The 24,589-nt window shown below is 53.5% G+C and carries 26 protein-coding genes; 23 read left to right on the top strand and 3 right to left on the bottom strand.

Translation table 11 applies throughout. The features are described from left to right. Positions 1-6 precede the first annotated feature (6 nt). From KOR42_RS10820 to KOR42_RS10775, 10 genes are all read left to right on the top strand, one after another. Positions 7-366 carry a head-tail joining protein gene (locus tag KOR42_RS10820; protein WP_146509589.1) on the top strand — a complete coding sequence of 120 codons (360 nt, stop codon included), beginning with the start codon at positions 7-9 and terminating at the stop codon, positions 364-366. 64 nt (positions 367-430) lie between these two features. Beyond that, on the top strand, positions 431-1,471 hold the full coding sequence (locus tag KOR42_RS10815) for a phosphoribosyltransferase (protein WP_146509587.1): 1,041 nt from the start codon (positions 431-433) through the stop codon (positions 1,469-1,471). A gap of 28 nt (positions 1,472-1,499) precedes the next feature. Next, positions 1,500-2,108, top strand: a complete 609-nt coding sequence (locus KOR42_RS10810) for a hypothetical protein (protein WP_146509586.1) — start codon at positions 1,500-1,502, stop codon at positions 2,106-2,108. A 321-nt stretch (positions 2,109-2,429) separates the two neighbouring features. Next, a complete protein-coding gene (locus tag KOR42_RS10805) occupies positions 2,430-2,984 on the top strand; it encodes a hypothetical protein (RefSeq protein WP_146509584.1) in 555 nt (184 codons plus the stop codon). A gap of 266 nt (positions 2,985-3,250) precedes the next feature. Beyond that, entirely contained in the window at positions 3,251-3,517 is a 267-nt protein-coding gene (locus KOR42_RS27390) for a hypothetical protein (RefSeq protein WP_231740848.1), read from the top strand. A gap of 7 nt (positions 3,518-3,524) precedes the next feature. Continuing rightward, a complete protein-coding gene (locus KOR42_RS10795) occupies positions 3,525-3,845 on the top strand; it encodes a hypothetical protein (protein ID WP_146509580.1) in 321 nt (106 codons plus the stop codon). A gap of 242 nt (positions 3,846-4,087) precedes the next feature. Further along, positions 4,088-4,825 (top strand): hypothetical protein, encoded by a 738-nt coding sequence (locus KOR42_RS10790; protein ID WP_146509578.1) that lies wholly within the window; start codon positions 4,088-4,090, stop codon positions 4,823-4,825. Next, positions 4,822-5,154 (top strand): hypothetical protein, encoded by a 333-nt coding sequence (locus KOR42_RS10785; RefSeq protein WP_146509577.1) that lies wholly within the window; start codon positions 4,822-4,824, stop codon positions 5,152-5,154. Before KOR42_RS10790 ends, KOR42_RS10785 begins: the two co-directional genes overlap by 4 nt. Beyond that, positions 5,151-5,603 carry a phage virion morphogenesis protein gene (locus tag KOR42_RS10780; RefSeq protein ID WP_146509575.1) on the top strand — a complete coding sequence of 151 codons (453 nt, stop codon included), beginning with the start codon at positions 5,151-5,153 and terminating at the stop codon, positions 5,601-5,603. Before KOR42_RS10785 ends, KOR42_RS10780 begins: the two co-directional genes overlap by 4 nt. 12 nt (positions 5,604-5,615) lie before the next feature. Further along, a complete protein-coding gene (locus KOR42_RS10775; RefSeq protein WP_146509573.1) occupies positions 5,616-6,509 on the top strand; it encodes a phage tail tube protein in 894 nt (297 codons plus the stop codon). Positions 6,510-6,636: 127 nt separating this feature from the next. Here KOR42_RS10775 and KOR42_RS10770 read toward each other — a convergent pair whose 3' ends face one another. Beyond that, on the bottom strand, positions 6,637-7,167 hold the full coding sequence (locus tag KOR42_RS10770) for a hypothetical protein (protein ID WP_146509571.1): 531 nt from the start codon (positions 7,165-7,167) through the stop codon (positions 6,637-6,639). A 736-nt stretch (positions 7,168-7,903) separates the two neighbouring features. Here KOR42_RS10770 and KOR42_RS10765 point away from each other — a divergent pair. Together KOR42_RS10765 and KOR42_RS10760 are read left to right on the top strand one after the other, a co-directional pair. After that, complete coding sequence (locus tag KOR42_RS10765; RefSeq protein WP_146509569.1) at positions 7,904-8,284, top strand: hypothetical protein; 381 nt, start codon at positions 7,904-7,906, stop codon at positions 8,282-8,284. Positions 8,285-8,301: 17 nt separating this feature from the next. Further along, a complete protein-coding gene (locus KOR42_RS10760) occupies positions 8,302-8,697 on the top strand; it encodes a hypothetical protein (protein WP_146509567.1) in 396 nt (131 codons plus the stop codon). On the opposite strand, the gene KOR42_RS26575 is transcribed toward KOR42_RS10760, so the two are convergent. After that, on the bottom strand, positions 8,694-8,861 hold the full coding sequence (locus KOR42_RS26575) for a hypothetical protein (protein WP_197441057.1): 168 nt from the start codon (positions 8,859-8,861) through the stop codon (positions 8,694-8,696). The genes KOR42_RS10760 and KOR42_RS26575 overlap by 4 nt on opposite strands. A 143-nt stretch (positions 8,862-9,004) precedes the next feature. Here KOR42_RS26575 and KOR42_RS10755 point away from each other — a divergent pair, with 143 nt between their 5' ends. The 9 genes from KOR42_RS10755 to KOR42_RS10710 all read left to right on the top strand — a co-directional run bounded on the left by KOR42_RS10755 (position 9,005) and on the right by KOR42_RS10710 (position 21,961). Beyond that, on the top strand, positions 9,005-11,176 hold the full coding sequence (locus KOR42_RS10755) for a coiled-coil domain-containing protein (protein ID WP_146509565.1): 2,172 nt from the start codon (positions 9,005-9,007) through the stop codon (positions 11,174-11,176). Beyond that, positions 11,176-11,913 (top strand): hypothetical protein, encoded by a 738-nt coding sequence (locus KOR42_RS10750; RefSeq protein WP_146509563.1) that lies wholly within the window; start codon positions 11,176-11,178, stop codon positions 11,911-11,913. The genes KOR42_RS10755 and KOR42_RS10750 overlap by 1 nt, the downstream gene beginning before the upstream one ends. Before the next feature lie 46 nt (positions 11,914-11,959). After that, positions 11,960-14,800, top strand: a complete 2,841-nt coding sequence (locus KOR42_RS10745; RefSeq protein WP_146509561.1) for a hypothetical protein — start codon at positions 11,960-11,962, stop codon at positions 14,798-14,800. 18 nt (positions 14,801-14,818) lie between these two features. After that, positions 14,819-16,537 carry a hypothetical protein gene (locus KOR42_RS10740; RefSeq protein ID WP_146509559.1) on the top strand — a complete coding sequence of 573 codons (1,719 nt, stop codon included), beginning with the start codon at positions 14,819-14,821 and terminating at the stop codon, positions 16,535-16,537. Continuing rightward, positions 16,534-17,220, top strand: coding sequence for a hypothetical protein (locus tag KOR42_RS10735; RefSeq protein WP_146509557.1), 687 nt, complete (start codon positions 16,534-16,536; stop codon positions 17,218-17,220). Before KOR42_RS10740 ends, KOR42_RS10735 begins: the two co-directional genes overlap by 4 nt. A gap of 2 nt (positions 17,221-17,222) precedes the next feature. Further along, positions 17,223-18,521, top strand: coding sequence for a hypothetical protein (locus KOR42_RS10730; RefSeq protein WP_146509555.1), 1,299 nt, complete (start codon positions 17,223-17,225; stop codon positions 18,519-18,521). Between the two features lie 110 nt (positions 18,522-18,631). Next, complete coding sequence (locus KOR42_RS10725; RefSeq protein ID WP_146509553.1) at positions 18,632-19,105, top strand: hypothetical protein; 474 nt, start codon at positions 18,632-18,634, stop codon at positions 19,103-19,105. Then, positions 19,086-20,351, top strand: a complete 1,266-nt coding sequence (locus tag KOR42_RS10720) for a tyrosine-type recombinase/integrase (RefSeq protein WP_146509551.1) — start codon at positions 19,086-19,088, stop codon at positions 20,349-20,351. The genes KOR42_RS10725 and KOR42_RS10720 overlap by 20 nt, the downstream gene beginning before the upstream one ends. A 1,277-nt stretch (positions 20,352-21,628) precedes the next feature. Next, positions 21,629-21,961: a Fur family transcriptional regulator gene (locus tag KOR42_RS10710; protein WP_231740847.1), complete on the top strand. Its 333-nt coding sequence runs from the start codon at positions 21,629-21,631 to the stop codon at positions 21,959-21,961. 155 nt (positions 21,962-22,116) lie between these two features. Here KOR42_RS10710 and KOR42_RS10705 read toward each other — a convergent pair whose 3' ends face one another. Continuing rightward, positions 22,117-23,199 carry a ZIP family metal transporter gene (locus tag KOR42_RS10705; protein WP_197441056.1) on the bottom strand — a complete coding sequence of 361 codons (1,083 nt, stop codon included), beginning with the start codon at positions 23,197-23,199 and terminating at the stop codon, positions 22,117-22,119. Positions 23,200-23,547: 348 nt separating this feature from the next. Here KOR42_RS10705 and KOR42_RS26570 point away from each other — a divergent pair, with 348 nt between their 5' ends. Together KOR42_RS26570 and KOR42_RS10695 are read left to right on the top strand one after the other, a co-directional pair. After that, positions 23,548-23,883, top strand: coding sequence for a Flp family type IVb pilin (locus KOR42_RS26570; RefSeq protein WP_197441055.1), 336 nt, complete (start codon positions 23,548-23,550; stop codon positions 23,881-23,883). A 123-nt stretch (positions 23,884-24,006) separates the two neighbouring features. Then, complete coding sequence (locus KOR42_RS10695) at positions 24,007-24,465, top strand: prepilin peptidase (RefSeq protein WP_146509547.1); 459 nt, start codon at positions 24,007-24,009, stop codon at positions 24,463-24,465. The last annotated feature ends 124 nt before the right edge of the window (positions 24,466-24,589 follow it).

Genomic DNA, 24,589 nt, shown 5'->3' with positions numbered 1-24,589 from the left:
CGACGCGTGTCTCTCGATTACTCGCATGAATACCTGTACTGGGACCAGAAGGAAGAGGCCACTGTGGTGCTTCAGTCGGTCTATGACTCGGATTCGAACGCTTACGTTGCTGCGACATACGAAGAAGTGATTATTCGCAGAGACTCGCAGAGACGTACCAGTCCCAGTGGCGGGGGATTCTCAACAGAGAGTCCGTTGAACTTCTGGCGAGTGCCTGCCGCGTTGGTGGATGGGAATTCACCGAAGTCTGGAGACACGATTCAGGTCGGTTCTGAAACATGGACGGTTAGTGGTGAAGTGGGAGAAGTTCGGAGGGGATCTTCTCTGGTGTACTTCGCCTGCCCATGCACGTTGCAGCAGGGGTAACACGACATCAGCAAGTCCCTCATTGTTGATCTTCTGCTGCAACTGCTGGCTTTGGTGGAAATTCATGTCGGAAAGTTTCGTGCAGTTCTGTGACTGGGAAGAGAAGTCGAGTCTTGCCGATGAGTTCTATTGTCGTCGGTGTCGAACCACGGTGAAGAGTCGAAACGAGACTCCACCGCAGAGGCGTTGTAGACCGCGATGGGCGGCTTTTGAATCGATCAGTCAACCGCTCAAGTTCGTGACGGTTGAAGACTTGTCCCGCAACACATTGAAGCTGATCGAAAAGTTGCCTCCCGATGTCACAGAGATCATTGGGGTTGCCAGATCGGGACTGACTCCAGCAGCAATGATTGCTCAGATGCTGCATCTTCCCCTGAAAGTGTTGAGGCAGAACGCCAAGGATCTTTCAGACGCTGGGCATGGCTGGCGTCTCATGGGAGCTTCAGAGGCGGGCAGTGGTGTGCGATTGGTTGTTGACGACACTGTGATGACGGGGAGGTCGATCGAGACAACCAAGACGATTCTCGGAGACGAGAGGACGCTCTACTCTGCGATTTATGCGAGTCCGGGTGGGGCAGATCACTTGGACTTTTATTCGGAGCTTCTGCCGCATCCGCATTTGCTGGAGTGGAATCTGTTTAATTCCACATTCCTACCTCGCATGGTGTTCGATATTGACGGGATTCTCTGTCCGGACTTTCCGGAAGGGAGCTGGAACGATCCAGTGCTGTACGGGGAACTACTTGCGAGTCGACCGCCGAGATATCTGATCCGCAAGAGTCCGGTTCACTTTGTGACATGGCGAGAAGAACGCTGGAGAGAAGCGACTCTGGATTGGTTCCAGAAATGGGGAGTGCAGGTCGCTTCGCTGACGATGCGACCGAGAAGCATTGATGAATCGCGAGAGAGGGTTGACGTCGGAGGCTGGAAAGCTGGCGTCTTTCAGAGGCTGATTGAGCAGATCGTTCGACAGACACCGGGCGTGGATATTGAGCCGCTGTTCGTCGAGTCTGATCCGCTTCAAGCGAGCCAGATTCACAAGGTTTCAGGTCGGGTTGTGGTCTGCCCGACGAACGCAACAGTCTATCAACAGTCGGGAGCGTGATTCACGAACACGACGCGGAGGTTCAGCGATGATCTATGCCAAAGGCAGATACTGTTTCATTCACATCCCAAGAACTTCGGGAATCTCCATTTGCCGGGCAGTGATGGATCAGTCGATGGGCGAGTCTGGACCGGACATGCTCTTGGGAGACGGCTTTCAGAGGAAGTTCAAACTCTGGAGACACTCACGGGCGTTGATGATCCGGAAGCGAGTGCCAGACTGGGACCAGATCATTCGATTCGCTGTGATGCGAAACCCGTGGAGAATCTGCGAGTCGAGTTATCACCATTTTCGGGGGCTGTCACACGACATGAATCATCCGAAGATTGCGCAGTGGAGACAGATGGAATTCTCTGAGTTCGTGGTCGATCACTACGCGTTTCTGCAAGTTGGGGGCGGCTTCTGGCATCACTGGTGCTGCGATCGGGACGGAAACGACATCGGAGTCGAGGCACTACTCTTTGAGAGATTTGACTGGGATCGAGTTCAGGAGATCCTTCAGATTCAGGTGGAACGTCCGAGGGTCAACGGAGCGGACAGTTCTCCCGTCGTCTGGACTCCAGAAGCAGAGGAGTTCATTCGAGTTCGCACTGTCAGGGACAGAGAGCGGTTCAACTATCCGGACTCTCCGAAGTGACGGAACTGAATCGGCGTTGTTTGTTCACCGCTTTCCCATCAGTTTTCTCCAAAAAAGCTCCGAGGTAGTGGAACCGCGCAACCCAATTTGTGTCCTATGCGATCAGCATTGATTCGAATGCCCTTTTTGTGCAGACTGGCAGTACGATAGTCGATAAAAGTAGTCTGGGAAACAACTTGCAGTGCTCCAGCAGGGCCACCTGTGCCGTAACCGGTTTGTTGACAAGAGCTTGAGACTTGCAAGAATTAACCTTGACAAGTTTACTTATTGAATACTGAGAGTTCCGTGTCCATCGTAATCCCATCACTGAAATCATACTCAATGTCCCAAGCATCTGTGTGCGCTGGGTTCATTGTGGACGACGAGGTGAACTTGGATCTCGTTGAAACGGTGTACGAGGACGTGACGAATCGAGATCAGTACGTCCGCATTATGACGCACGAGGAATCGGAAAGCGTGCGACTCCATCTGGAAGCGGCAACATTCGAATGGTTCGGTGACGAATATCCTGAGTTACATGGAAATCGGTTCGTGTCGGCAAAAGAGATCGCTGCTCACATCATGGGCTACAGTGATCGGACCAAGGCGTTGTGTGTCGGGACGTTTCAAGTCGAATTCGACGACCTACCTGATGGGTGGTTGAAATCGAAGACAGAGGCGAGTTTGTGGGAGGAAACCCCCGTCCTGCCGACTGATGGGGCATTCCTTGTCAATCACGACGAGTACCAATCAATCAGTTGGGGACGAGAGTCGCCTAATCACATTTTTGTCAAGTTAATAGGGCAAACTGAAATCACCGTCTCGGAAGAAATGCTTGTTGAAGCTTGTGAATTCCTGGAGGGCGGCTTTTATAAAATCTGTGAGGGTGCACGATGAGCGAAAATCGGGTAAGGAATCTGCGTACATCCCGGAAGGATTTAGGATGGAAGACCGTAGAAGAGGATGTGTCGGCTTGCGTCCTGACATGGTTTTCCGGATGGCCGGGATCTGAAAAAGTTTCTGCCAGATACGAAGAATTGGTGCCCCCTGAGTTCTCGGGAGTTCCTGAACACTCAAATTTGACGGCACTGCAACGGAAACTTTCTCGCATCGAAAGCGAGTTAATTGCTTTTAAGTCGCGATTCAAGAACATTGAATTGCAAATGACAGCAACAAGCTGTTGCGATGTGTCACTCAAGAAGTCAATCCCTGTGGTCATCACCTTCAATGGAGATGACTATCTTGCCACGGCGTTTGACATTGGTGTCACAGTGACTGGAGACAATGAACTTGAGGCATTTGAACTTTGCCGAGAAATGATTGAAGAGACATTCCTGGTGTATGCAGAGTTGGATAGCACCGAACAGTTGGGGCCGAAGCTCAAAGAGCAATTCTGCATGATGCAAAAGTTCCTACAAGTAGCCGAGTGACAATTTAATGGCACGTCAGATCACGAAAGAGTTGGCGGTAAAAATTCAGAAGAAACTGGGGGCTGTGATTCTCACATCGAAAAACGGCAAGAAGAACAAAGCTCATGACATTTATGTGATCTTTCATAAAGAGAAAGCTGTCGCTAGATTCGGTATTCGTCGTGGGTCAGAGAAGGACAAGGGGCACGATCATATTCCGGGAGATCTCAGTGTTTCTCCGCATTTTGCGAAGGAGCTTGGTCAATGCACAAAGAGCAAGGCAGAGTGGATTGAAGAGGCAACGAACAAGGGACTCATCGAAAGAGATGAGGACGAATCGTCTGATTAGCATCTGAAAAGGCGCTTCTCCAATCCAACGGTTCGAAAACCCTGAGTCGTTGGATTTCTTTCTGCGCGGTATGAACGCGTTGAAGATCGTGGTGAGTTGATTGATCTTGTCTGACTGATTGAGTTCTGCGCACAATTCTGACGCGAATACGTCTTGGTGCAGGTGGTCTCCAATTACCTGCATCACACTGCCCACGGCGGTCTCTCGTTTGAGAGGCCGCCTTTTTTTGTGGACTCTGCCAAGTGTTGACCCTCACTGTCTCTCAGAACGGAGATGGTTCCGCCGATTGCTCGATCAGCGGGGCAGGTGGTGGAGATACGTTGACAGTCTATGCCGTACAAGTGGGAACTCAGTGGGACAGTGAGCAGACGTGGCAAAGTCAAGGATCAAGAGTTGGTGACGGAGACGTCACAGTCAACACAGGCAAAGGCGCGTTCTGGTTCTTCGCGGAGTCTGACGTCAATGAGATCAGTAAGCCGATCTACGCGGTTGTGTTGGACGAGACAGATTCTGTCTGGGATCAAGTCTTGGCGGCTGTTGTGGCCAAGTTGCGATTGCTCAGCCTGGAGGCTGAGACAGGCTCAATTGCGAGTGCCAATGTGCAGTCTCACTACATCGTTGATCCCAAGACGACACCTGGCTTGAAGGTGGGTGAGCTTGTGGTGGTCACTCCGGCGAACGGGGAGAACCTGACCAACGAAGGTCCGATGCAGCGGGACGATTATGAGTACCCGGTGATCGTGGCGCATGTCATGGCAGCGAATCGGTCACAGACGGATGCACTCAAAGCCAAGTGGTCTCGGAATCGAGAGCGGATTCGCAACGCATTCGTGAATCAACCCTTGGCAACAGCAGACGCGACAATTTGGGGCTGTCGCATGGGACAGATGCCACTCCTGAATGATCCGTGGTGGACAGGGAACATTATGTGTTCAGCGTTGCAGTTTCAGTTCTTAAGTAGGGAGACACGCGGGGTATGACTAAGAAAGCAAATCAACAGTCGCAATCCAATTCGGATCATCCTCTGACTGATTTTACTCCAACCAGCCAAACGATTTGGATGAAGCAAAAGGAGAAGGTCGTTCAGTTCGATGTGCGATCGTTGCAACCACCGCCGATCGAGCGCGTCGGAAAGGAGACTTGTGGACGTCTCCGGTTGGACGCAGACGACGCGGAGTCAGCGGCAATGCAATACAGGAAGGTGAAGGGGCTTTCTGAAGATTGGCCGGTCGAAGTGACTGCCGTCGATCATCGAAACAAGAACAAGGTTGTCGTTGACAAGTTTGGGAAGGGCGTTGAAAGACCGTGAATGTTGCTGAATTCACCGACTTCATGAATGGCCTGGCAGGAGTTGTTGCAAACCCGCAATGCCGGGATGCTCTTCAGGACTGGACTGATTTTGCCAAGGGCGAACTCGACCAGATGATGCATCAGCAGGTGTCTCCCGATGGTACGCCGTATGCTCCTCTGTCACGGTATACATCGATGCTCAAAGGGCACTCAGTTGCGTTGTTCGAGACGGGAGAGCTCAACAGTTCTGTGAAGGGAAACCGTGCGGGGCACATTGAACAGGTGACGAATAACAGTGCTCGATTGGGGACAGCACACACGAAGAACGGTGAACCGGTCGCTGCGAGGATGCAGCATGGTTCCGGGAAGATTCCTGCCAGACCGTTCATCGGAGTGAACGACAAGATGGCCGACGATGCCGCCGAGCGCATCGGGGATGACGTGAATCAACAGATTGATCAACTCTAAGGAGAGTGAATAATGCCCGGTTTTTCGTCACGCATGCTGTGGGATACTGGATCGTTTGACGATTCGTCAATTTGGCTGGAGTTCCTGAGCGAGTCGATCGTGCAGGACATTCCGATTCTGAATTCAGCGGGATTTCGTGGAACGCGAACTCACGCCAGTGAGCGGAATCGTTCCGGCAATGAGACAGTGCGCGGCACGATTGAAATGGAAGCCAGTCGGATTGCACTGGATAACATTCTTCCGGCAGCACTCGGAGCGGCTGAGTCGTCCAACATTTTCAATGTGGCGGAGACAATCCCTGAGTTCAATCTGTTGATCGACAAGGTCACAGACATTGCTCTGGTCACTGCTGCGAAGATCAATCGGTTCACGCTCCGTGGTAGCCAAGGCGGCATCATCGGAATGTCTCTGGATGTTGAGGCAGAGTCGATCACCTGGGGGCAAAGCTGGCCATCACCAGCACCGACCCCGGATGTGTCGAAGCCGTATTTCTTCAGCGATCTGGGCGATGTCACGATCGAAAGTGCCGCTCGCAAGTTGTTCGATTTTGAGATCGTGGTGGACAATGTGCTGATTGTCGATCAGTTCGCGAATAACTTGACGCGGGACTCGCTGATCAATTCTTCGGATCGAATTGTGACCGTGAGACTGAGTGTTCCGGCCGAAGGCAACTCCGGTTTGATTTCGACAACTGTTTCCGGTGAGCAAGTGAGTCTGGTTTTGACCAATGCGGAAGAAGCAAGCAGCGTGCTGACGGCACTTCTCGGACGATTGTCATTCACGACTGGGAAGCCGGTCGTGAACTCGAAAGGACAGTTGGTGATTCCGATGGAAGGTCAGTCACGCGGCATTGGACATGCGGGAGCGACTGCCCCAGATATTCGAATCACGAACGCGCATGCGTAGTAAGCGGTTCGGATGCTTCTGAAGTGAGACATGGCGCCGGGTGGCGCAAGATACCAGATGGTGACGCCTGAAAGAGAAGTAGACCGTCTCCAGGGAAACGGAGACGGTCTACTCATGGTGCCATCGACTAGCTCAATGTCAGTCCGCCCGCGATGTCCGGAGCGTACTTCTGGACCAACTGAGATCCGACAAACTGAGTCATTTCTGCGTACGGGATCTCGTTGTTGTCGCTTATGGAAACCGCCATGTATTCGGTGTCCAAGGCATCTTGAACGGTGAAGACCGGACCAGTGACAGCTTGACCTGTCGCCAGTTCGATAGATTCGGCTCGAACGCCGTAGTTCATCATTCCTTCAGTTCCGGTCCAGATGTAGCGAATCGGAGTGAAGCGACCACACTGGTTGAACAAGTAGATCTGAAAAACTTGGCAATCAGCAATGACACCACCAGGTGCATTGGCCATCTGGTGAATGGCAGTCAGAACGTCGATGCCGTATCGATCGGCAACCATCAGAGCCAGAACGCAGTTGCCAATGTTGTCTTCACCTTGGAACTTTTGGGGAAGGATGGTTGCTTGACTCAACCGAGTGGCGGCTTTGTCCAAGTTGTCGAAGCTGGAAGAATCGTTAGCAGGAGAGTGGCAGACAGCATGAAACATGGGTTTCACCCTTTCAATTGGGGCGAAACGCGGTAGACTCGAATTGCTAGGCCAAGTCTGGCGTTTACGCCGGGTTTTGGTTCGCCCGAATCAGTTTCCGCTGGTTCGGGCTTTTTTTGTGACTTGCCGTTCCTCAACGACAATTTAACATACCCGTAATAACTCGTGGCATTCAAGTTCGGATCAAATGTTTTTACGGGAATAATAAAAATGGGGCGACCGAAGAAGAACCCGGAAGATCGAAGGACGGAGAGCACGAAAATTCCGCTCACGCAGTCGGAAAAGAATCTGATCATAGAGGCTGCGGAAATTCTTGACGAGAAGCACGTCACATGGTCGAGAGAGACGTTGCTCGCTGCTGCCAGAAGAATCATAAGGAAAGCCCGGAAAGACTCAGAGTGAGAGTTCTCATTGACCAACTCGATTGTTTTCGAGGAGGCGGCGACTGATCTTGGTTTACACCTCCACGATGCAACCTGTAGTGGGCATTTCGCCGCATTTTGTCAACCAAAGAGTACAGCACTTCACGTGTCGTCACGTCAAGAATCCGAAGCGTCGTGTCTCCATTGAAAGCGGCAGTTTTGATTGATCTTGTCTGGCTGGTTGAGTTCTGCGCACAATTCTGGCGTGAATACGTCTTGGCGTGAACGGTCTTCAAAAGTTCACGACGCACTGCCCACGGCGGTCTCTCAAATTGAGAGGCCGCCTTTTTTTATGGATTCTGGAGGCGAACAGAATGGGTGCTTTTATCAATGACGGCTACACGCTCGATGGTTACATCGCTGCGATGCCGGACTACGAGCTTGAGGCGATTCGATTCAAGTATCGTCCAGCAGGTGGTGGTGAAGTGACAGAATTTTTGACGGGTGAAGACACGTTGCCCGGTCAGGAGAGAGCGAAGCGTGATTCAGAGTTCATGCGAAAGCATCTCGTGGAGTGGGATCTCTGTGACAGTGCCGGAAAGCCTGTTCCCATCACTGCGGAGAATTGCCACCGTGTACACCGCATGGTTCAGGCGAAAATCATCGACATTATCACTCAGTTCAGAATGTCGGATTCCGTTCCCGGTGAGCCACAAACAGCACGGATGAACTTGCAGGAAGAATTGGGAAACTGATTCGCGGGGTGCATTTGATGCTGGTGCATCCCGAAGTGGCTTTCCGTGATTGTCAGCACTGCTTGGAGTTCTTTTATGAGGAAGATGGCCCCAACATCGGAAAGGTGAAATGCGGACGCGACAAGCAGCCATTGAAAAGACCGATGGGATGTCCGGCGCCGTGTCGGAGGGAAGGGGGGAGTTGCCCGAAAGGAACGCCGGAGAAACCGGTGGAGTTGTCTGTCAGGCAGGCCAAAGCCTACGAGCATTTTCGGAGATGCCGAATTACGGGGCAGTGGCCAGACGACGAACTCGTGATGCAAAGAGCCGTCGCCCTGTCCGAACTGGAAGAGGGAAATTCCAGAAGGCAGCAATCCGACGCAATTGCTGGCGCCGTCCAGTTGGCGATGGTGACCGCACTCACCGGCAACTAGAAGGTGAAGTAGACGTATGCTCCGAAGATGAGGGAGGCGAGTCCGAGCAGCACTCCGATGAAGTTGAGGATGATCATGTGGTTGTGATGTCGGAGCTGCTCTTGGACGTCTGGCGGGAGTTGCGAGACATCTACCGGTGGTGATTTCGGTGGTTTTGGTGCCATCAACTTCACAATAACCTTCCACACAACAACAACCGCAATTATTAGGCAAAGTCGATCCACCCAAGTGGATAAGTCTCCCATTGTTGTTTCCCACTCTGAGGCAACAGTGTTCCCTAATTTCTAAACAATTAGAGGTGCGTCTTATGTCAGGTGTCAAGCGAGAGGTCGATATCGTCCTGAAGCTGTCAGGCGATCCTGGCGCACCTGCGGCGGCAAAAGTCGTCTTGGAAGCGGTCTCCAAGTCTCAGACTGAAGTGGAACGGATTCATCGGGAATCCATGAACCGAATGTCGGCTCTGGAAAAGTTCGCAGCAGACGAACGCGCCAAGCATTGGGAACGCTCCAAACATTTCTCTATCGAATCCGAGAGGGCTGTTGTCTCGCAAGTCGAAACTGCGAACAAAGAAATTGAAAAGACTTCCAAGGAGACCAACAAGCGGATTGTCGAGAACGACAAAGCCACGATGACAGAGCGGCTGAGTATCTGGAAGTCATCTCAGAAAGAGATTGATTCCATGACGTCCAAACTGGATGCGTGGAATAAACAGAAGACTTCTGAGAACTCGATGATTGGGAAGATGAGCAGTTGGAGCCAAGCTCAATCGAAGGCGGCGGCGGAGGCGAAAGCGAGAGAGGAAGAATTGGCTCGCACTGTCCAAAGAACTAGCGATCAGTATGTCTCTGCCAAAGAAAGGATGCATGCGTCGCAGAAGGCTTTGAGTGACCGAACGAAGGGAGTTCTTGAGGGGACGATGAGCCTTGCTCAAGGGTTTGTAACGCTTGGCGTTGTATCTCAAGACAACCTGGAAGATGTCGTTCGTGGCCTCGTGAAAGTGCAAGGGGCATTTTCTGCTTTTCGTGGAGCCTTGACGATCTTTCACGAACTTCGCGAAGGAATGAAGGAGTGGAGGAAAGCGACGGTACTGGCAACTGAGGCGAACCTGGCACTGGCAGCTTCACAGAAGGCGATCGATGCTGCGAATGGAGGGAGTGCTGCGGCGTCTGTCGCCACAACTGCTGCATCGGGTGCCGCTTCGAGTGCTGCGAAAAAGAAGGCAGGCTCAGCGGTCGGAACATTCGTTGGTGGTGCTGTTGCTGGGCAGGTCGCCAACAGCACGCTTGTGGCATCCGCTGGTAAAGGGCTCATGTCACTCACTGGAACGCTGTCCGTCTTAGGTGCAACCGGATTGGTTGCTACAGAAGTTCTGCAAGGTGCAGCGCGTGCTTTAGGGTCAACATCATCGTCGTCAGAAAGCTTGGTGATGTCCATATATTCAATGCGTGAAGCTCAAATCGCTGCCGTCAAGTCCACGGAATCTGTTACCAAAGCTGAAGCCAACCGGCAAAAACTCCTTGATCAGCAGCGAACGAGTAACGAGAACATCCGCAAGTTCGAAAATCTGAGAGTTCAATCTCAAAACGCGTTCGGAGAAGTTCGATCACGCGTGAACGCGCTGACTGGGGGCGACAACCCGCAAGAAGATCGACTCCGGGCATTATCACAACTGGAACAAGCTGAAGCGAATCTTGCAGCAGCGAGAGAACGGGCCATTGAACGACAGAGGGCCGGACAGTTCGCACTCTCTGCTGACATGGAAGTTGCTCAAGAACGCCTGAAGGCTGCGACAGAATCCAGAGCAGCAGCAGAGCAAAGAATCACGGACGCAGCCCGACAGCGGCTGGAAGTTCAACGCCAGATCGTTTCAGCAGCGAAAGCGGATCTGGACGCAGCAGAGCAGCGAGTTCAGCAAGAGAAGCAGAATCAGCAGTCGGCTCTGGCGAGGTTCGCACAGCTTGGCAAAGGCGACCAGGCCAAGCTCACGGAGATCGCTGGACGCGTCAAGAAGGGTGAAGACATCACCAAGGCGGATGCTGACATCCTCAATCGGACGGGATTCGGAAAAGGATTGGCCGAAGACTTCTTTGCGGAGCGAGGGCGTGATGCGGGCGGTGTCGGGATTCTGGGGGCACTCGGAGAGAGCAACGGTCTGGATAGTGCCATCGAAGAACGTGACCGACTGACGCGTGAGTTGAATGCCTCCCAACGGAAAGAGGCCACACTCAACAATGATCTCCTGAAGGCCAAACAGGAATATCTCAATTCGCTGAAGGCACTGACCGAACAGCAGAGGCAACTTCTTCAGAGCCAAGTGGAGAACCAAGGTCTCTCCCCAGAAGACGCTGCGAATTTCGAGAACACCATCGGACGAGACGTCCAGAACGTGGGCGCGACAATCCAAAGAAACATGCAGCAGATCGATCAGGATCTGCAAACGATGGCGGCGAATCGAGCCGCACAGTCGGGAGTGATCTGATGCGTCTGACGTACGGGAATTATCGACATGAGATCTACGAAACGAGTGCTTCAGCGACAGCGAAAGTCTTGAGAACTCCGCGCGGACATCCGTATGCAGTCGAACGTCGAATCGCACTGAAAGGACAACTGCACGCGGAGACACAGAGCGAACTCAAGTCGAAAATTGAGAACGTCCTGCAAGCCTATAGCCAAGATGGTGGAGATTTCAGTCTGGATTGGAATGATGGGGCACAGACTCCGGACTTGGCGATTCGAAACAGGGATTGCATTGGTGGAATCCGGGTGATTTCGCGTCCGACAAATCAGCAGGTCTACAACGCTGAGTATTCCACTTATTGGGACTATGCAATCGAACTGGAGGCAATTGAGCGAATTGCCGCCGTGAACACACAGTTCCTGTGGAGCTTCGAAGAAACGATTGAGTTCACTGGAACGGGTGGACCATCAAGGGTTGGGATCGCACTGAAGAGAGAGCGTGGGGATATCCAACGTCCACGCAGGTTCACGTTGTGCCATGCCGTTCAGAGCGGGAAGGTGGTCGGATTGAATGGACCACCGGACATCTTTGTTCCACGTCCACGGTGGGCGGCTTTTGAGAACGAAGAACTGCGACGGTATTCATTCTTCTCTCCGAAGAATCAGAACGGCACATTCACTGAATTCGGGATTGCCTACAGCTATTCGTTTATCCACAACGCACCGTTCCCAGGAAGTCCCTACGCAACGGCACAGTAAGACAAATCACGCAAGTTCGAGCGGATCGGACAAGGAGAGTTGAGAGATGGCTGTCGTAATCTGGAGAGGTGATTCACAAGCGGTTGCTCAGATCACTCGTGTGACATTGTCTGGTTCGGTGAATCAGTCTTCGGACGTCGGTTTCACGATTGGAAACAAAACGCTGATTGTTGAGTCTCCGGGAGAAACTCGATCAGGTCTTCTTCAAGCGGCAGAAGACGCGTGGAACGATTCTGAGGTCGCAGAATTCGCAGAAATCACCGCCACGTATGGCGTCGACGAGTCTGGGGAACCGTATCTGGATCTTGAAGCCGACGAACCGGGAAAACCGTTCACGGTGACTGTGTCAGGTTTGTATCCGGTGATCGATGTCGACCCGATTCAGGAGGCGACTCCGGGAACGAACGAAGTCCAGTCGTTCTACTTCACGTCGACTCGAACTGGCGGCACGTACACAATCACTCAGAACTTCGGGAGCGGAGACGAAACGAGTGACGCGATTGCTTGGAACGGGAATCTGACGGCGATCAAAGCCAAGATGGTTTCCGGGATGGCGTCTGTGACAGAAGACAACGTCACAATCACAGGCGCCGGAACGATGGCGAATCCGTATGTGATTACCTACAGCGGTTCTCTGGGGAACAGGAATCTTGCAGAGTTGACCGTCAACACCGGGTCACTGACTGCGGCGGCAGAAGTCGAGATCTCAGTCGTTCAGAACATCGGGGACAATGCTCCCACGGTCTGGATGATGAGCTACCGGAAGCAGGACGCTTACGGGGGAAGTGGTGGGTCGTCTCAGATCACTGTGACTGTCGATGGGGTGTCGTCGACGATCGACACAATGCAGTTCATGACTCTGGCGTTCTGGCAGAGCAAGTTCACGAAGACGATTTCGAACTTTAAGACGCAAACGCTCTCGGACAACACCGGAAGTGAGATCGGTTGCGTCGTCTTCAGTGTGTTTGAAGACAACACGATCAGTTGCCAGATCGACTATGGGTCCAGCGGGACGCTGTTGACGCATGTGGCAGCGGAGAAGATCCAGCAGCATGGGAACAGTTCTGGAGCGAACGAGCATCAGTTCGTCCACGGATACGATGACGGTGCGTCAGCATCGAGAACGTACACGTTCGAGGGACAGACCACGACGTCGATCTCGTCAACAGGTTCGCTCAAGTCGGTGCTTGAAGCACTCAGCAACATCGGTTCAGGAGACATCACGGTTCACGTTCCAGCTTCAGCAGGGACATTGGCGGACCCGATGGTGATTGTCGAGTTCGGGAACGCGATGGCGAACTCGAATGAGGGACTGATCACCGTCTCGGTGGGGACTGCACCGTCGGCACTGGCGAACGGTGGAGGTCTGCTCAACGAAATTCATCGGATTATCGTGAGAGGGGACGGAGGGACGTTCACACTGGACGCAGGGGGAACGCCAACCGGCAACTTGTCTTATGCGATTGCAGCAGCAGCACTCGAAACGGCGATCGATGGTCTGTCCGAGATTGGGTCTGGCAATTCGAGTGTGACAGGATCAGGGACCGATGCTTCCCCGTTCTACGTCGAGTACGTCAGTGGTAAGGCCGGGACCAACGTGCCGACTTTGGTGTCAGACGTCACCAACCTCACATTGGCAGTCGGTTCTGAAGTGACGACAGTCACTGCGGGTGATCCAGGAACTCCGAAAGCGTGGAGTGTCGAGTTGATCGGAGCGACTGGCGGGACGTGGTCAGTCAAGGTTCTTGGGAAAACTGCCAGTGGACTCGCCTACAACGCGTCTTCGGCAACTGTCCAGACAGCAGTTCAAGCTTTGTCGTCTGTCGGCTCTGGAAACATGACTGTCACAGGTTCAGACGGTGGGCCATACACCTTTACTGCTGCGGGATCGCTCAGTGGTCAAGATCTCGCTGACCCGGTTGCCGAGAACAAACTTCTGACCGGAACAGCATCGCCGACAGCGACAGTGACAGAGACAACAGCATCGACCGGTCCAGAACATGTGGACGAACCGCTCAACTATTCGACCGGATCACTTCCGAGCAATTCTGACACCCTCGTGTTGACCAACTCCAACAGGTCCATGCGGTACGGTCTTGATGCGTTGGCTTCCGTGACTCTGGCGGAATTGATCATTCATTCCAGCTACACTGGAGAGATCGGACTTCCGGTCTACGATGCGGATGGCGAATACTTCCAGTATCGCGGTCGGTCATTCGAAGTGGGCGCAACGGTCGTTTCGATCGGAGAGGGAGATGGTCCGGGATCATCGCTGATGCGGCTGGATTTGAAAGCCGTTCAATCCACGATCAATGTGTTCAACACGGGATCACCTGCGAATGACGGTGAGAAGGCTCTGGTGTTGTTTGGAACACATGCGTCCAACGTCTTGAACGTCACAAAAGGTTCTGTGGAAGTGGCACCAACTGAGGGATCGTCGTCCACACTGGCAACAGTGCGAACTGGGTTTCTGGAGGATCAAGAAAGCGACGTTGATCTCCGGATGAATGCAGGTGTGACTCTCACGAACCTCTATCTTTCAGGCGGACAAGTCGAGATCCATTCAGACACAACTGTGCTGGAAGCTCACAACACGAACGTTCTTCTCATCGAAGGTGGGCACGCCGATATCGATCTGTTCAATTCTGTTCTCGACTGGAGAACAACGGACGAGGTCACAAATCTGACGGCGAAGGATTCTGTGGTGGATTGTTCGAAAGATCCACGTCAGAAAGATTTCAACAGCGGCAATGTGATTGAGTTGTTCGGATCTTCGACTGAGTTGCGAGATCCATTGGGCACGCTCCCGAGTGGTGTCGACATCCGCAAGAACCTCGGTACAGAGACAATCATTACGGCGGGTGGAAAGCTCATCCAGGTCACCTGATTCTAATGGGAGAAACGCATGGCCGGAGAACGGTGGTGTGACATCCAGTACGGGTCGGGGCGTGGTCAAATGAGCTCCGACACCGGTGATACAACGGTGACACTCAGTCATGGAGCGTCACCGAGTTCGTTCACATTTCAGATTGTCGGACGAGAAGATTTCGTTCCGGCGATCGGGGACGTTGTTCTCTCAGAGAATGGGCGGGAAGTTCTCCGATTCAAGCAGTGTGCCATCGACGGAATGTTCCGTTCGGGAGGTGGAGGCGGGGAGGTTCTCTACACCGTCCGGGTACTCGATCGACGCTGGAAGTGGTGGCGCGGCGGTGGGTACGTGAACGGGCGATTTAATGTTCGCAAACCCGACAAGACGATTCTGGAAGAGACGAGGCGTTCACCGCGAGACCTTGCGAAAGACCTTCTGAAACAGTTGGGAGAGTCATCGCCAGATGTTCGGGATCTTCCGAGTGAGGTGGAAGAAGAGACTCCGGAAATCGTCTGGGACTACGTGAAGCCAGCGGCGGCACTTCAGCAACTGTGTGAACAGTATGCGTGCAGAATTGTCCTCACACTGAAAGACAAGATCCGCATTGTGAAAGTGGGCAATGGCTCCAATCTTCCAGATGTTCGGACAATCAGTGGTGGGGCATCCATTGAGTCAGTGGCAATTCCAGACTCACTCTTGTTTGTGGCGGGTAAGTCTCGCTGGCAGGGGCTCTTGCTCTTGGAGCCGGTCGGATTGGATTTGGATGGACAGATCAAGCTCTGGAAAGATTTGAGCTACGCACCAGACGATGGATTCGAGTCGTACTCGCCAGAATATCCAGATAGAGCAATTCTTTTCGGCAGCGACGAAGAGGAGCAAGAACGGGCCAGGGCACTCGCAAAGGGCACCGTCTGGAGGTGGTTTCGAATCAAGGGACAGCCGGATGGGAGACTGGGGCCGGTTCCAAAACTGAACTGGAAAGTCACTTCTCTAAGCCAGTACGAACTGCATTCCAAATTGCTCGACACGGCAGAGAACGATGACGGGTCATTTTCAGAACTCGATCCGTATGTTCTCGGTCAATGGTACGACAAGAATCTGGGGATCTATGAAACAGATGTCGTGCCAGCCGGTGCAACGAAGCTGAACAACCGCTTTCGAGGGAATATCTCACTCGACATTGCGAACAAGGTCGTGAAGATGCCGGAGCCGGTTTATCGCGTCAACAAACGTGATAACTACGAAGCTCCGAAACTGTGGCTGATGTGTTCGTATTCGATCCGAGATCCGGACACGGGGATTACTCACAGATCGACACTGACTAAGAAACTTTCCGGTCGATCTGGGACGGGTGCAGAACTGATTTCGAGGCCGGACGCTTATTCAACGGTTCGGATTCAGCATGTCCATGAACGGCGTGGGCGGGAGAGTACCTACAAAGTCAAAAAGGCAACCAACAACGATTCCGAATTGAAATCAGCAGCGGAGAAAGTTCTGGACGTTGAAGCCAGAAGGCGTCGGCCGGAGCGTGGAACCGATGCTCTGTATTCAGGATTTCACGCCATCGAGTTGGACGGAAAGATTCAGCAGGTGACTTGGTCTGTGCGTGGTGGAGTCGGAAAGACACAGGCAAGTTTGAATACCGAGCACAGTACGTTGGCTCCGAGCTTTGAGCAGCGTCTCCGGGTTATGGAAATCGAAACCATCAAGAAGAAGGTTTCCGATATCGAAGAAGCACAGAAGGACAAGGTGTGACGACCGAACGCAATCCCTACCAGTATCAAGCGACGATTCCGTTCAAGAATGTCGGCAGCGTGAAGATTCCTCCTTTCTGTCCGATCCTGATTGGCGGTCCGCAGCGGGTTGATTCGAACGGAAAGAATCCGGAGTGGCTCAGAACAGGATCGTCTCCGGAAGAACGCAGTTCGTCACAGTCAGAGACGGACGCCGTCAAAGGTGGAGGGCAGCGGGGACTGGGGTTTGTCGCATTCAATGGTATGGGTGCGGTTGCGTCACGAAATCAGGGACACTGTACGTTCTGTGGTCCTGAAGGGCTGACGGCACAGGTGGATGAAAGTGGTGGACGAGTCTCGACAAATCGTCTGCTTCTGGTCCGGTACGGGAACAACAAGCTCGAACCATACAATCAAGGGGTCTACGCGAATATCGTGGCCATGTTCGTATCTCAAGAGAGGTTCGAGGAGGGCTATCATCACATCACGCCGCTTCCGCACGGGCAATGGCTCGGACTTACGAATCAGACGAGCACGAAGGGGGATGTGTCGTCGGCTCAGATCATTTCGAACGACATTGGCGTCACAGTTGGTTCAATTCGAAACATGACGTTCCTGAACATTTGGGGACGAATTGCCAACAACCGACGTGTGCTTCTCGGAATGCACGGCGGCACGATCATCCCCATTGCAGCGGAGTGCTAAGTGTGTTTGTGACGAGATGTGAGTGCTGTGGACAGGCGACGATCCGTGCAATACGAGCGGAGACTGGGGAAAAGATCTGGAGTGACGAGCATTCACCGTTCAACGATCAGACGTTTGAGGACACTGTGTTCGTGGACTACTCCGGAGACGCACTGATCGCTCCCGGAGTGACCTGTGTTCAAGACGGAGTTGAGTTGCTCGCGTTTGGGAATCAGGTCGGAGAAAGAGACCGAGATTCAGACATCCAGTATGGGTACATCGCACGCTACACAGATCGGGGCGACTCGAACGACTTCGAAGACTATTCGAGCGAGTTCGCAGCCGTGGCCGGTGGGCGATATCCGTTTGAGTCGACCGTGCGGGACTCGAACGGCTACTGGCGAGTGGAGTTCAATCGAATCAGTCGGTGGGGACTCGACAGAGAACTGGACGTCACGCTGGCAATGGAGTGGCCGGGGACCGTCCGGCAGAACGGGGTCGAGAATCACGTCGATGTGATTCAGAAGCAGTTGCGGAACCCGGTCACCTTCAAACTCGGTCAGGTGAAGGATGTTCTCAGATTCGACGTCACGCTGAGTGCGGTTCAGTCGTTCACAGACAACAATCCGGGGATCGAACTGTATGCGGCCGGATGGGTTGGCGATGGGAAGATCGTCGGACTGGCATCGACGGAGACGGAGGGGAAGGTCGCGAAGCTGGTGCGAACGGACGGCACGCTGACGGTCGACAAGACTCTGGAACTTGACGAAGGGAGTCGGTTGACCCCGCTGGAGCCGGGGGTCTGCACGAGCGGAGGATTCGCCTACGCAGCCGTGGAAGATCAACAGCCGATCGGTCCAGTTGTCAGAACGCTGTTGATCTTCGATGTGACCGGAGACATGAGCGTCGAAGGCGTGGAGTCACTCAATGGGGAATGCCATTTCATTCGGGGGTTTTCGGGAAGTGCCGTTCTCGGAGTGACCGGAGACGCAGCGACCGAACGTCTGGTGATTCAGAAGTGGGTCGGTGCAGAGAATGTCTGGAAGACTCCGCTGTCTTCGATCGGAGGTCGAGTCTACAACGCGATCGAACTTGAAGGCGGGGATCTGATCGTGCTCGGGGTCTGGTTCAATGAGGACTACGACACCCGACAGGCGGCCAGACTGGACGGAGAGACAGGCGAAGTGGTCTGGGATCTTCAGCACAGCGTGACTGAGGCACCGCTCTACAATGCGGCGTCAGGTCCAGACGGATGTATTCTCTACGTTGTCGGAAACGCAGGGACTCTGGAAGAAGAAGGGTCAGTCGTCAGAAGTGAGTGATCCAAGAACAGTCTTGCGACTGATCGGTTGACGGTCGGCAACTTGACGATGCTCAGGGGGCCAATTAAGTTCAATGCATCGTTGCTGTGACGACTGGAGACCTTCACGATATGACGAGATTGCCGCATCCAGCACCAAGTGGCGTGCATTCTGTATTGCCTCAATACGGATTCTTTCTGGATGTGGAATGGATGGCGGCGTTTCCGGGGCTGAATCCCAAAAGACAGCACTCGGTGCGATGGATGCGGGATCAGATTCGAACGAGTTATCGACATCGAATCTTCGGGTACACACTGATTTTGCACACAGTGGATTTTTATGCAGAAGAGTTCAGTGAGTATCCGACATGCCGTCAGAATTTCGTTGCGCCCAGACTTCCTCAGTCTGGTGTGTATTTCGCGGAGCAGTTCGCAGACGCCTTGTCACTTGATAAGCGGGGATTCACTCGCAAGTGCAAGAGTCTGGGTGTCCCGATGAAGACGTTTCACCGCGAGAATTTACTCAGCGCGGAACAGTTTTTTGCAGCATTGCCAGTCGTTGAGCCAAGACGGAGCAGTGCAAGGAATGGCCAAGAAACGCAGTAAGCGAGACTACGGGTCAGGGACAGTCTACCAGGAAGCAGACGGGCGATGGAGGTATTCTGCGAGAACTCTGGAAGGGCAAAGAATCCGCAGACGGGCAAGAAATGAGCAGGAAGCTCACGAAGGTCTGAGAGATCTTTTGGACGAACTTTACCCAATCCACTATTCGGACTTCGAAGAAAGTCTGTCTGGGGCCACGGTGAAGATTCTCATTGATCGATACATCGCTGATCGGTCCAAGCTCAAGAAAACGTCGAAGGACTACTATGATCGGGTGAGGGTTCATCTGGGTGAATTGGAAGAGTTGTCTGTCCACGAACTGACTTCCAGTATGGTCTCTCAGTGGCTGGAGGACTTGGAAGAGAACGGTGTGAACTCGCAGCGCCGAAACGCATTTGATCTGTTGAGTCGGTCGCTGGATCATGCCGTCAAGAAAGGGGAGATCGACAAGAATCCCTGCAAAGTAATTCCACGACCTGGCTACGACAGAAAAAAGGTGAAGGCGTTCACGACGACACAAATGGAGCAGATTCTGAACGATGCTCAAAACGACGATCTGTTTGGTGTCTATTTGCTGGCGTTTCTCTCAGGCATGAGGCAGTCGGAGATCTTCGGACTGCTGTGGAAGCACATCGATTTCGGAGCCGGGAAGATTTTGATTGAGCAGGGACTGGTCGAGACTGACGGGACGATCTTCATTGAGACGACACCCAAAACCAGCAACTCTTATCGGCTGATCGACATTCCGGTGGAGACGATGGAAGTCATTCGGACGATCAAAGAGAGCAGGGCGGGGTTTGAGACCGACCAGACGATTCAAGTCGCGAATGGTGAGCGGAAGCTCCACGCGAGGGACTTCGTATTCCTCAATCAGCGGGGGTCTTTTCTGAGGCGCAGCAACTTCGCCAACCGCAACTGGAAGCCACGTCTCAGAAGACTGAATCTGGACGAGTGCGGATTCCATTCAGCGAGACATACAGCGGCATCGATCGCATTGTCGAACGGTCTACCAGTCACGAGGGCTGCGGCATGGCTGGGTGACACAGTCGAAGTTCTGATGAAGACCTACGCTCACTGGATCGACTCAGATCACTCTCAAGCCGTGCACGTGATGGAGACTGTCAGAAAGAAATCCGCGAAATCGACTGGCAAGAAATCTCAGTCGAAGACAAGTGGTCAGCAGCGGGGTAGTGGGGAGCCAAATGGGGAGCCAAAGAGGACAAAGGCGAACAGAAACGGACGGAAGTGAACAGTGTTCGACTCATGCAGTGATCGCATCGACGGCAAAAAACATGCAGTTCCCAGAGTTCTGCGCAAATATCGCTACTGTTCAAGATTTCACCGGAATGTAACTGGGGGTCAAGAGGTCGCAGGTTCAAATCCTGTCATCCCGACTTCTTAAACGCCGAAAAGACAACGCTTTACGGAAAGCACAGAGAGAGGCGGAAACTTCAAGCGCTAGCCAAACTCGAAAGTCGACTCCGGAACGGGCCGGAAAACAGCTCAAGTCTCTTGAGGGCTTCCTGAAGACGGGGCTGACAAAGATTCGCAATTCACGGCGCAGAGTGAGGGGACCGGGAAGACTTGAATTCCTGAGAAGACTTCTCGCATACTGAGATTCGCCGTGAAATGGCCCGCAGTCGCCGAGACTGCACTGACCGTGAGACCAGATGATTTCTTTCGAGTTCTCTCGAAACTTTGGAAACGCTGTTCCAAGAAGGTTTGAAGCCATTTCCGGTTTTCTCCGGAATGCGTTCACCAGTCTTCGCAAGCTGGCCGAGGCCTCAAACGGTTGAACCTGCTTGATAGTCTTTTGATCGTTTCCAGTGGGGTGATTGACACATAAGGTGAGGCGACACGGGTGAGAGATCGGCCAATCTGAGGGAAGAATCAGAACTGGTGTTGGAGGTAAAGACCAAGCCTGGAACCGAACCAGGATCCCCCGACTTTTGAAGTTCAAGCTTCTTGTGCACCGACTTCGTGCTTCCTGACATAATTGCAGGGCGAACGGACTGGCAGTCAGGGGGTGCCGCTGGAGGCCATGCTGACCCGAGAATCTCGCGACTCTACGACAGGCGGCGGAGACACGTGACTCGCATCATTGTGGAACGAATTTCGATTTGGCAGTGGTGGCGTTTTCATCTGCCAGTTCGGTCGACTTCGTGGCCAGGTCTGAAATTGTTCCCGTCGTACGGATTGTGCTTGTCTCACCAGGCAGAGCTACCCAAAGTCCACCGTCGTGGTGGTCATGATCGCCACTATCGAGAATCGCATGCTGGCAATCGCGATTCCTCGCTGCTCATACCATCACTGCCCATGCCCTTCGGCGTTTTTGGCCAGCTTTTGGTTGACGAATTTCCCGGGCTTAGCTCAGCAATCTTGTCGCGAGGCGACTGGACTGCCCCCCAGGTTTTTCAACTGCAATCGACTTGCAGATATAGACTAGAGAGAAAGTTGAATTAGAATGTCTTTGGTCGCCAATTCGCTCTGGGATTCAATGAGTTGATCGAAAGTGAGATTTGGAAAATGGCAGAACGGGCCCAGCGTAACGATGCGAACGAAGTGGAAGAAGTTCGGCAACTCCTGCGGAATCGCAATATTCGTGCAACGCCAGCACGGATCTCGGTGCTTCAGCAACTGCGCAACGCCAAGTCGCCGTTGACGCATGCGGATCTGGCAGACAAGTTGGTCCCATTGGGAATCGATAAGGCGACTGTCTTTCGCAATCTTACTGACCTCACCGACGCCGATCTGATCTCGCGTCGGGAATTGGGAGATCCCGTTTGGCGATTCGAAATCCTTGACCCCAACAAACCCCGACGACCAGCACCCCCATTTTGTGTGTGTCGAATGTGGTGACATCCGGTGCCTGGGAGACATGACCTTCACCGCGAGTTCCGAGCGGCAAGCCAAGGACACCTGTCGGATCACGGAGATTCTCATCAAGGGGTATTTCCGGGACTGCGAGACGACATCCGCCTGATCGCCATCCCTGCTCGAAGATGGAACACTCATTAGTGATGCAGGTGGGCCGGTTCCAGGAACCCAATTCCCCATGCCAGAGCGATGCCCAGCAACAGGGCGATGCTTAGCCGGACACGATGGTGCGAATGGAATTCCATTTCCGGGAGCAGGTCAGCCAGCGATATGCAGATGAAAACACCGGCTGAAAACGCAAGGGCGCACCCGACAACAAAGTGCCCGCCCAGGTCCATCCGGCCGACGCCCAGCATGAATGCTGCCGCGCCAATCGGGCAGAGCAACGCGTACACGAGATTGACCGCCCAGCGAGCTGTCGACGACTTGCCTGCGTTCATCATCAACGTGGTGATTGACAACGAGTCCAGCGGCTTATGCAGTGCGATGGCCATCAAGATCCCCACGCCCACGAATGTCGCCGCGCTGTGAGTTGCTTCTGCCTGCATGGTCGCACCGAGTGCTAGCCCGTCCAGCAGCGTATGGACCGCCAGCCCGAAGAAGATGCCCAACCAACTCAAGCGACTCTCTGGGGTATGAGAGTGGTCACAGTTGGGGCCATGCAGATGGACAGGCTCCGCGTGTCCGATAACGGCTAAGTCGACTGGTGGATTGCGCGCTTCATCCTCAGCGTCGGCATTGATCTCGGGTTGGTGGTGATGCACATGAAACGCCCGCAGCAGAAAGAACATCATCACCATCCCCGCCAGCATCCATTTGGCAATCGTGTCGACACCGTCTCGTCCGATCTCATGCACGGCATGCGGGAGCAGATGCAACACGCCGATGCCCAGAATGAGCCCCCCAATCGCACTCATAACCAATTGGAATTGCAAGTGAGACAGCTTCACGTGAGCGGGCAACCAGCCGCCGAAGAGCGACGCGGCCGCGATGATCAGTGAGTACAGCCCGAGCAGACTCCAACGATTCATTGTTGGCTGGCTGGGTGCGTGGTCCGACTCTGCGTCAGAGCCGTGTTCGTGGCTATGGTCGTGAGTGTGTTCATGGTTGTGCTCGGCCGTTGCGTCCTCTGCGGCCGACACGGGCGAGAGAAAACCAGGCAGACCCAGCAGGCAGACGGCCAAAACAGTCACACCGGCTGCTCTTGTCGATGATTTCATGGATTCTTGAATATTGGAGAAATGAAGAGCCTGATTCGATGCAGCGTCTTCAGTCGCAACCTCATCTTACATGGTGCGTCGCAATTTGTGCATCGACATCGCATTTGCGCTCAACAGTCAGACGCAGCCGCCATGCATTCAGTAAACATGATACAGATGTCCTATGATTTCAAATCGGAAAATATCGCAAATCCGTCCTCACCCCATTGACCAGAGCCACCAGGCTGTCTAAATTCTCCATGCACATGCACACTGTGTGCACAAAACAAGTTATCCCCTGGACTGTTGGAAATTGTGTTCCCGGCCGGGTGATTCCCTCACGCTCCGTTTTATCGAAAGGAACGAGCAATGTTGAAGAAGTTGCGAAATGTTTTGAAGAGTCGCAAGGGTCAGGGGATGGTCGAGTACGGCATCCTGGTCGGCGGTGTCGCGCTGGTCTGTCTGGTCGCTGTGGCGATTCTGGGCCACAAGTCGAATGACCTGATGGCTAGTGTGGCGGCGTCACTGCCAGGCGCACATGCCGATGATCAGGGTCCAATCGTCAGTGGTAAACTGGTGAACACGCAGACAGACACCAACGGTGTGGTCTATCTCGACCCAACCAATCCTGGCAGCTTGGCGACCAACATGGGTATGCCGGGCATCGAGACTCTCGTCGTCGAAGGTGCTGACCTGGCTCCGTAGTCGCTACGGGTCTGACGTCTGGAGTTTTTTGCGGGACAGGGACGTTTCTTCCTGTTAGATCACAGCCCGCTCGTATCGTTTTGCACGGCACGAGCGGGTTTTATACGTTTAAGGCAAGATTTGATGTGGATCATGATCGTCCCGGTCATCCTTTGCATGTCTGCCGTTTTCTACGATTTGCGCGAACGGGAAATTCCGGACTCGATTCCCCTGTGCCTACTGGTCACTGGCCTGGTGGCAACGGGGCTGAGTTGGAGTCCCATAAGTTGGACTGACGCCTTGCTGGGAGTCGCGTTGGCGTTTGTAATAACTGTTCCATTCACGCTGAGCGACGGCATTGGTGGTGGGGACTTGAAGTTGGTCAGTGGTCTTGGGGCCTGGCTGGGACCGGCCTTAGTGCTCTCGCTGCTGTTCTGGACAGCCATCGCGGGAGTCGTTTCCGCGATCATTGCCCACAATCGGAAGCAGAAGGACTTCGCGTACGCTCCTGCGATTGCCGCTGGCCTGATAATCACCGTCATCTTTCCGACCGGCGTTGCTTCATTGCTGGATTTCATCCGGCCCGTTTTGCGGATCGTATGAAGCCTTGCGATCGAAACTGAGACGCTGAATCGGTTTAAGTGCAAATACGCGACGGCACGAGTTGCATACGGTATGCAGCTTCGCAATAATTACACAAAATTCAGCGATGAGAATGGCAGCACGG

It is taken from the genome of Thalassoglobus neptunius, assembly GCF_007859735.1.
GTDB lineage: Bacteria > Planctomycetota > Planctomycetia > Planctomycetales > Planctomycetaceae > Thalassoglobus > Thalassoglobus neptunius.
Note: the sequence above shows the minus strand (reverse complement) of the source record. Positions and strands in the feature narration are given on the sequence as shown.

What these genes read in the sequence shown, in the direction of transcription:
- KOR42_RS10815 (WP_146509587.1), top strand. Translation starts at nt 431, where the DNA reads ATGTCGGAAAGTTTCGTGCAGTTCTGTGACTGGGAAGAGAAGTCGAGT.
- KOR42_RS10810 (WP_146509586.1), top strand. Translation starts at nt 1,500, where the DNA reads ATGATCTATGCCAAAGGCAGATACTGTTTCATTCACATCCCAAGAACT.
- KOR42_RS10805 (WP_146509584.1), top strand. Translation starts at nt 2,430, where the DNA reads ATGTCCCAAGCATCTGTGTGCGCTGGGTTCATTGTGGACGACGAGGTG.
- KOR42_RS27390 (WP_231740848.1), top strand. Translation starts at nt 3,251, where the DNA reads ATGACAGCAACAAGCTGTTGCGATGTGTCACTCAAGAAGTCAATCCCT.
- KOR42_RS10795 (WP_146509580.1), top strand. Translation starts at nt 3,525, where the DNA reads ATGGCACGTCAGATCACGAAAGAGTTGGCGGTAAAAATTCAGAAGAAA.
- KOR42_RS10785 (WP_146509577.1), top strand. Translation starts at nt 4,822, where the DNA reads ATGACTAAGAAAGCAAATCAACAGTCGCAATCCAATTCGGATCATCCT.
- KOR42_RS10775 (WP_146509573.1), top strand. Translation starts at nt 5,616, where the DNA reads ATGCCCGGTTTTTCGTCACGCATGCTGTGGGATACTGGATCGTTTGAC.
- KOR42_RS10770 (WP_146509571.1), bottom strand. Translation starts at nt 7,167, where the DNA reads ATGTTTCATGCTGTCTGCCACTCTCCTGCTAACGATTCTTCCAGCTTC.
- KOR42_RS10765 (WP_146509569.1), top strand. Translation starts at nt 7,904, where the DNA reads ATGGGTGCTTTTATCAATGACGGCTACACGCTCGATGGTTACATCGCT.
- KOR42_RS10760 (WP_146509567.1), top strand. Translation starts at nt 8,302, where the DNA reads ATGCTGGTGCATCCCGAAGTGGCTTTCCGTGATTGTCAGCACTGCTTG.
- KOR42_RS26575 (WP_197441057.1), bottom strand. Translation starts at nt 8,861, where the DNA reads ATGGCACCAAAACCACCGAAATCACCACCGGTAGATGTCTCGCAACTC.
- KOR42_RS10755 (WP_146509565.1), top strand. Translation starts at nt 9,005, where the DNA reads ATGTCAGGTGTCAAGCGAGAGGTCGATATCGTCCTGAAGCTGTCAGGC.
- KOR42_RS10750 (WP_146509563.1), top strand. Translation starts at nt 11,176, where the DNA reads ATGCGTCTGACGTACGGGAATTATCGACATGAGATCTACGAAACGAGT.
- KOR42_RS10745 (WP_146509561.1), top strand. Translation starts at nt 11,960, where the DNA reads ATGGCTGTCGTAATCTGGAGAGGTGATTCACAAGCGGTTGCTCAGATC.
- KOR42_RS10740 (WP_146509559.1), top strand. Translation starts at nt 14,819, where the DNA reads ATGGCCGGAGAACGGTGGTGTGACATCCAGTACGGGTCGGGGCGTGGT.
- KOR42_RS10725 (WP_146509553.1), top strand. Translation starts at nt 18,632, where the DNA reads ATGACGAGATTGCCGCATCCAGCACCAAGTGGCGTGCATTCTGTATTG.
- KOR42_RS10720 (WP_146509551.1), top strand. Translation starts at nt 19,086, where the DNA reads ATGGCCAAGAAACGCAGTAAGCGAGACTACGGGTCAGGGACAGTCTAC.
- KOR42_RS10710 (WP_231740847.1), top strand. Translation starts at nt 21,629, where the DNA reads ATGGCAGAACGGGCCCAGCGTAACGATGCGAACGAAGTGGAAGAAGTT.
- KOR42_RS10705 (WP_197441056.1), bottom strand. Translation starts at nt 23,199, where the DNA reads ATGAAATCATCGACAAGAGCAGCCGGTGTGACTGTTTTGGCCGTCTGC.
- KOR42_RS26570 (WP_197441055.1), top strand. Translation starts at nt 23,548, where the DNA reads ATGTTGAAGAAGTTGCGAAATGTTTTGAAGAGTCGCAAGGGTCAGGGG.
- KOR42_RS10695 (WP_146509547.1), top strand. Translation starts at nt 24,007, where the DNA reads ATGTGGATCATGATCGTCCCGGTCATCCTTTGCATGTCTGCCGTTTTC.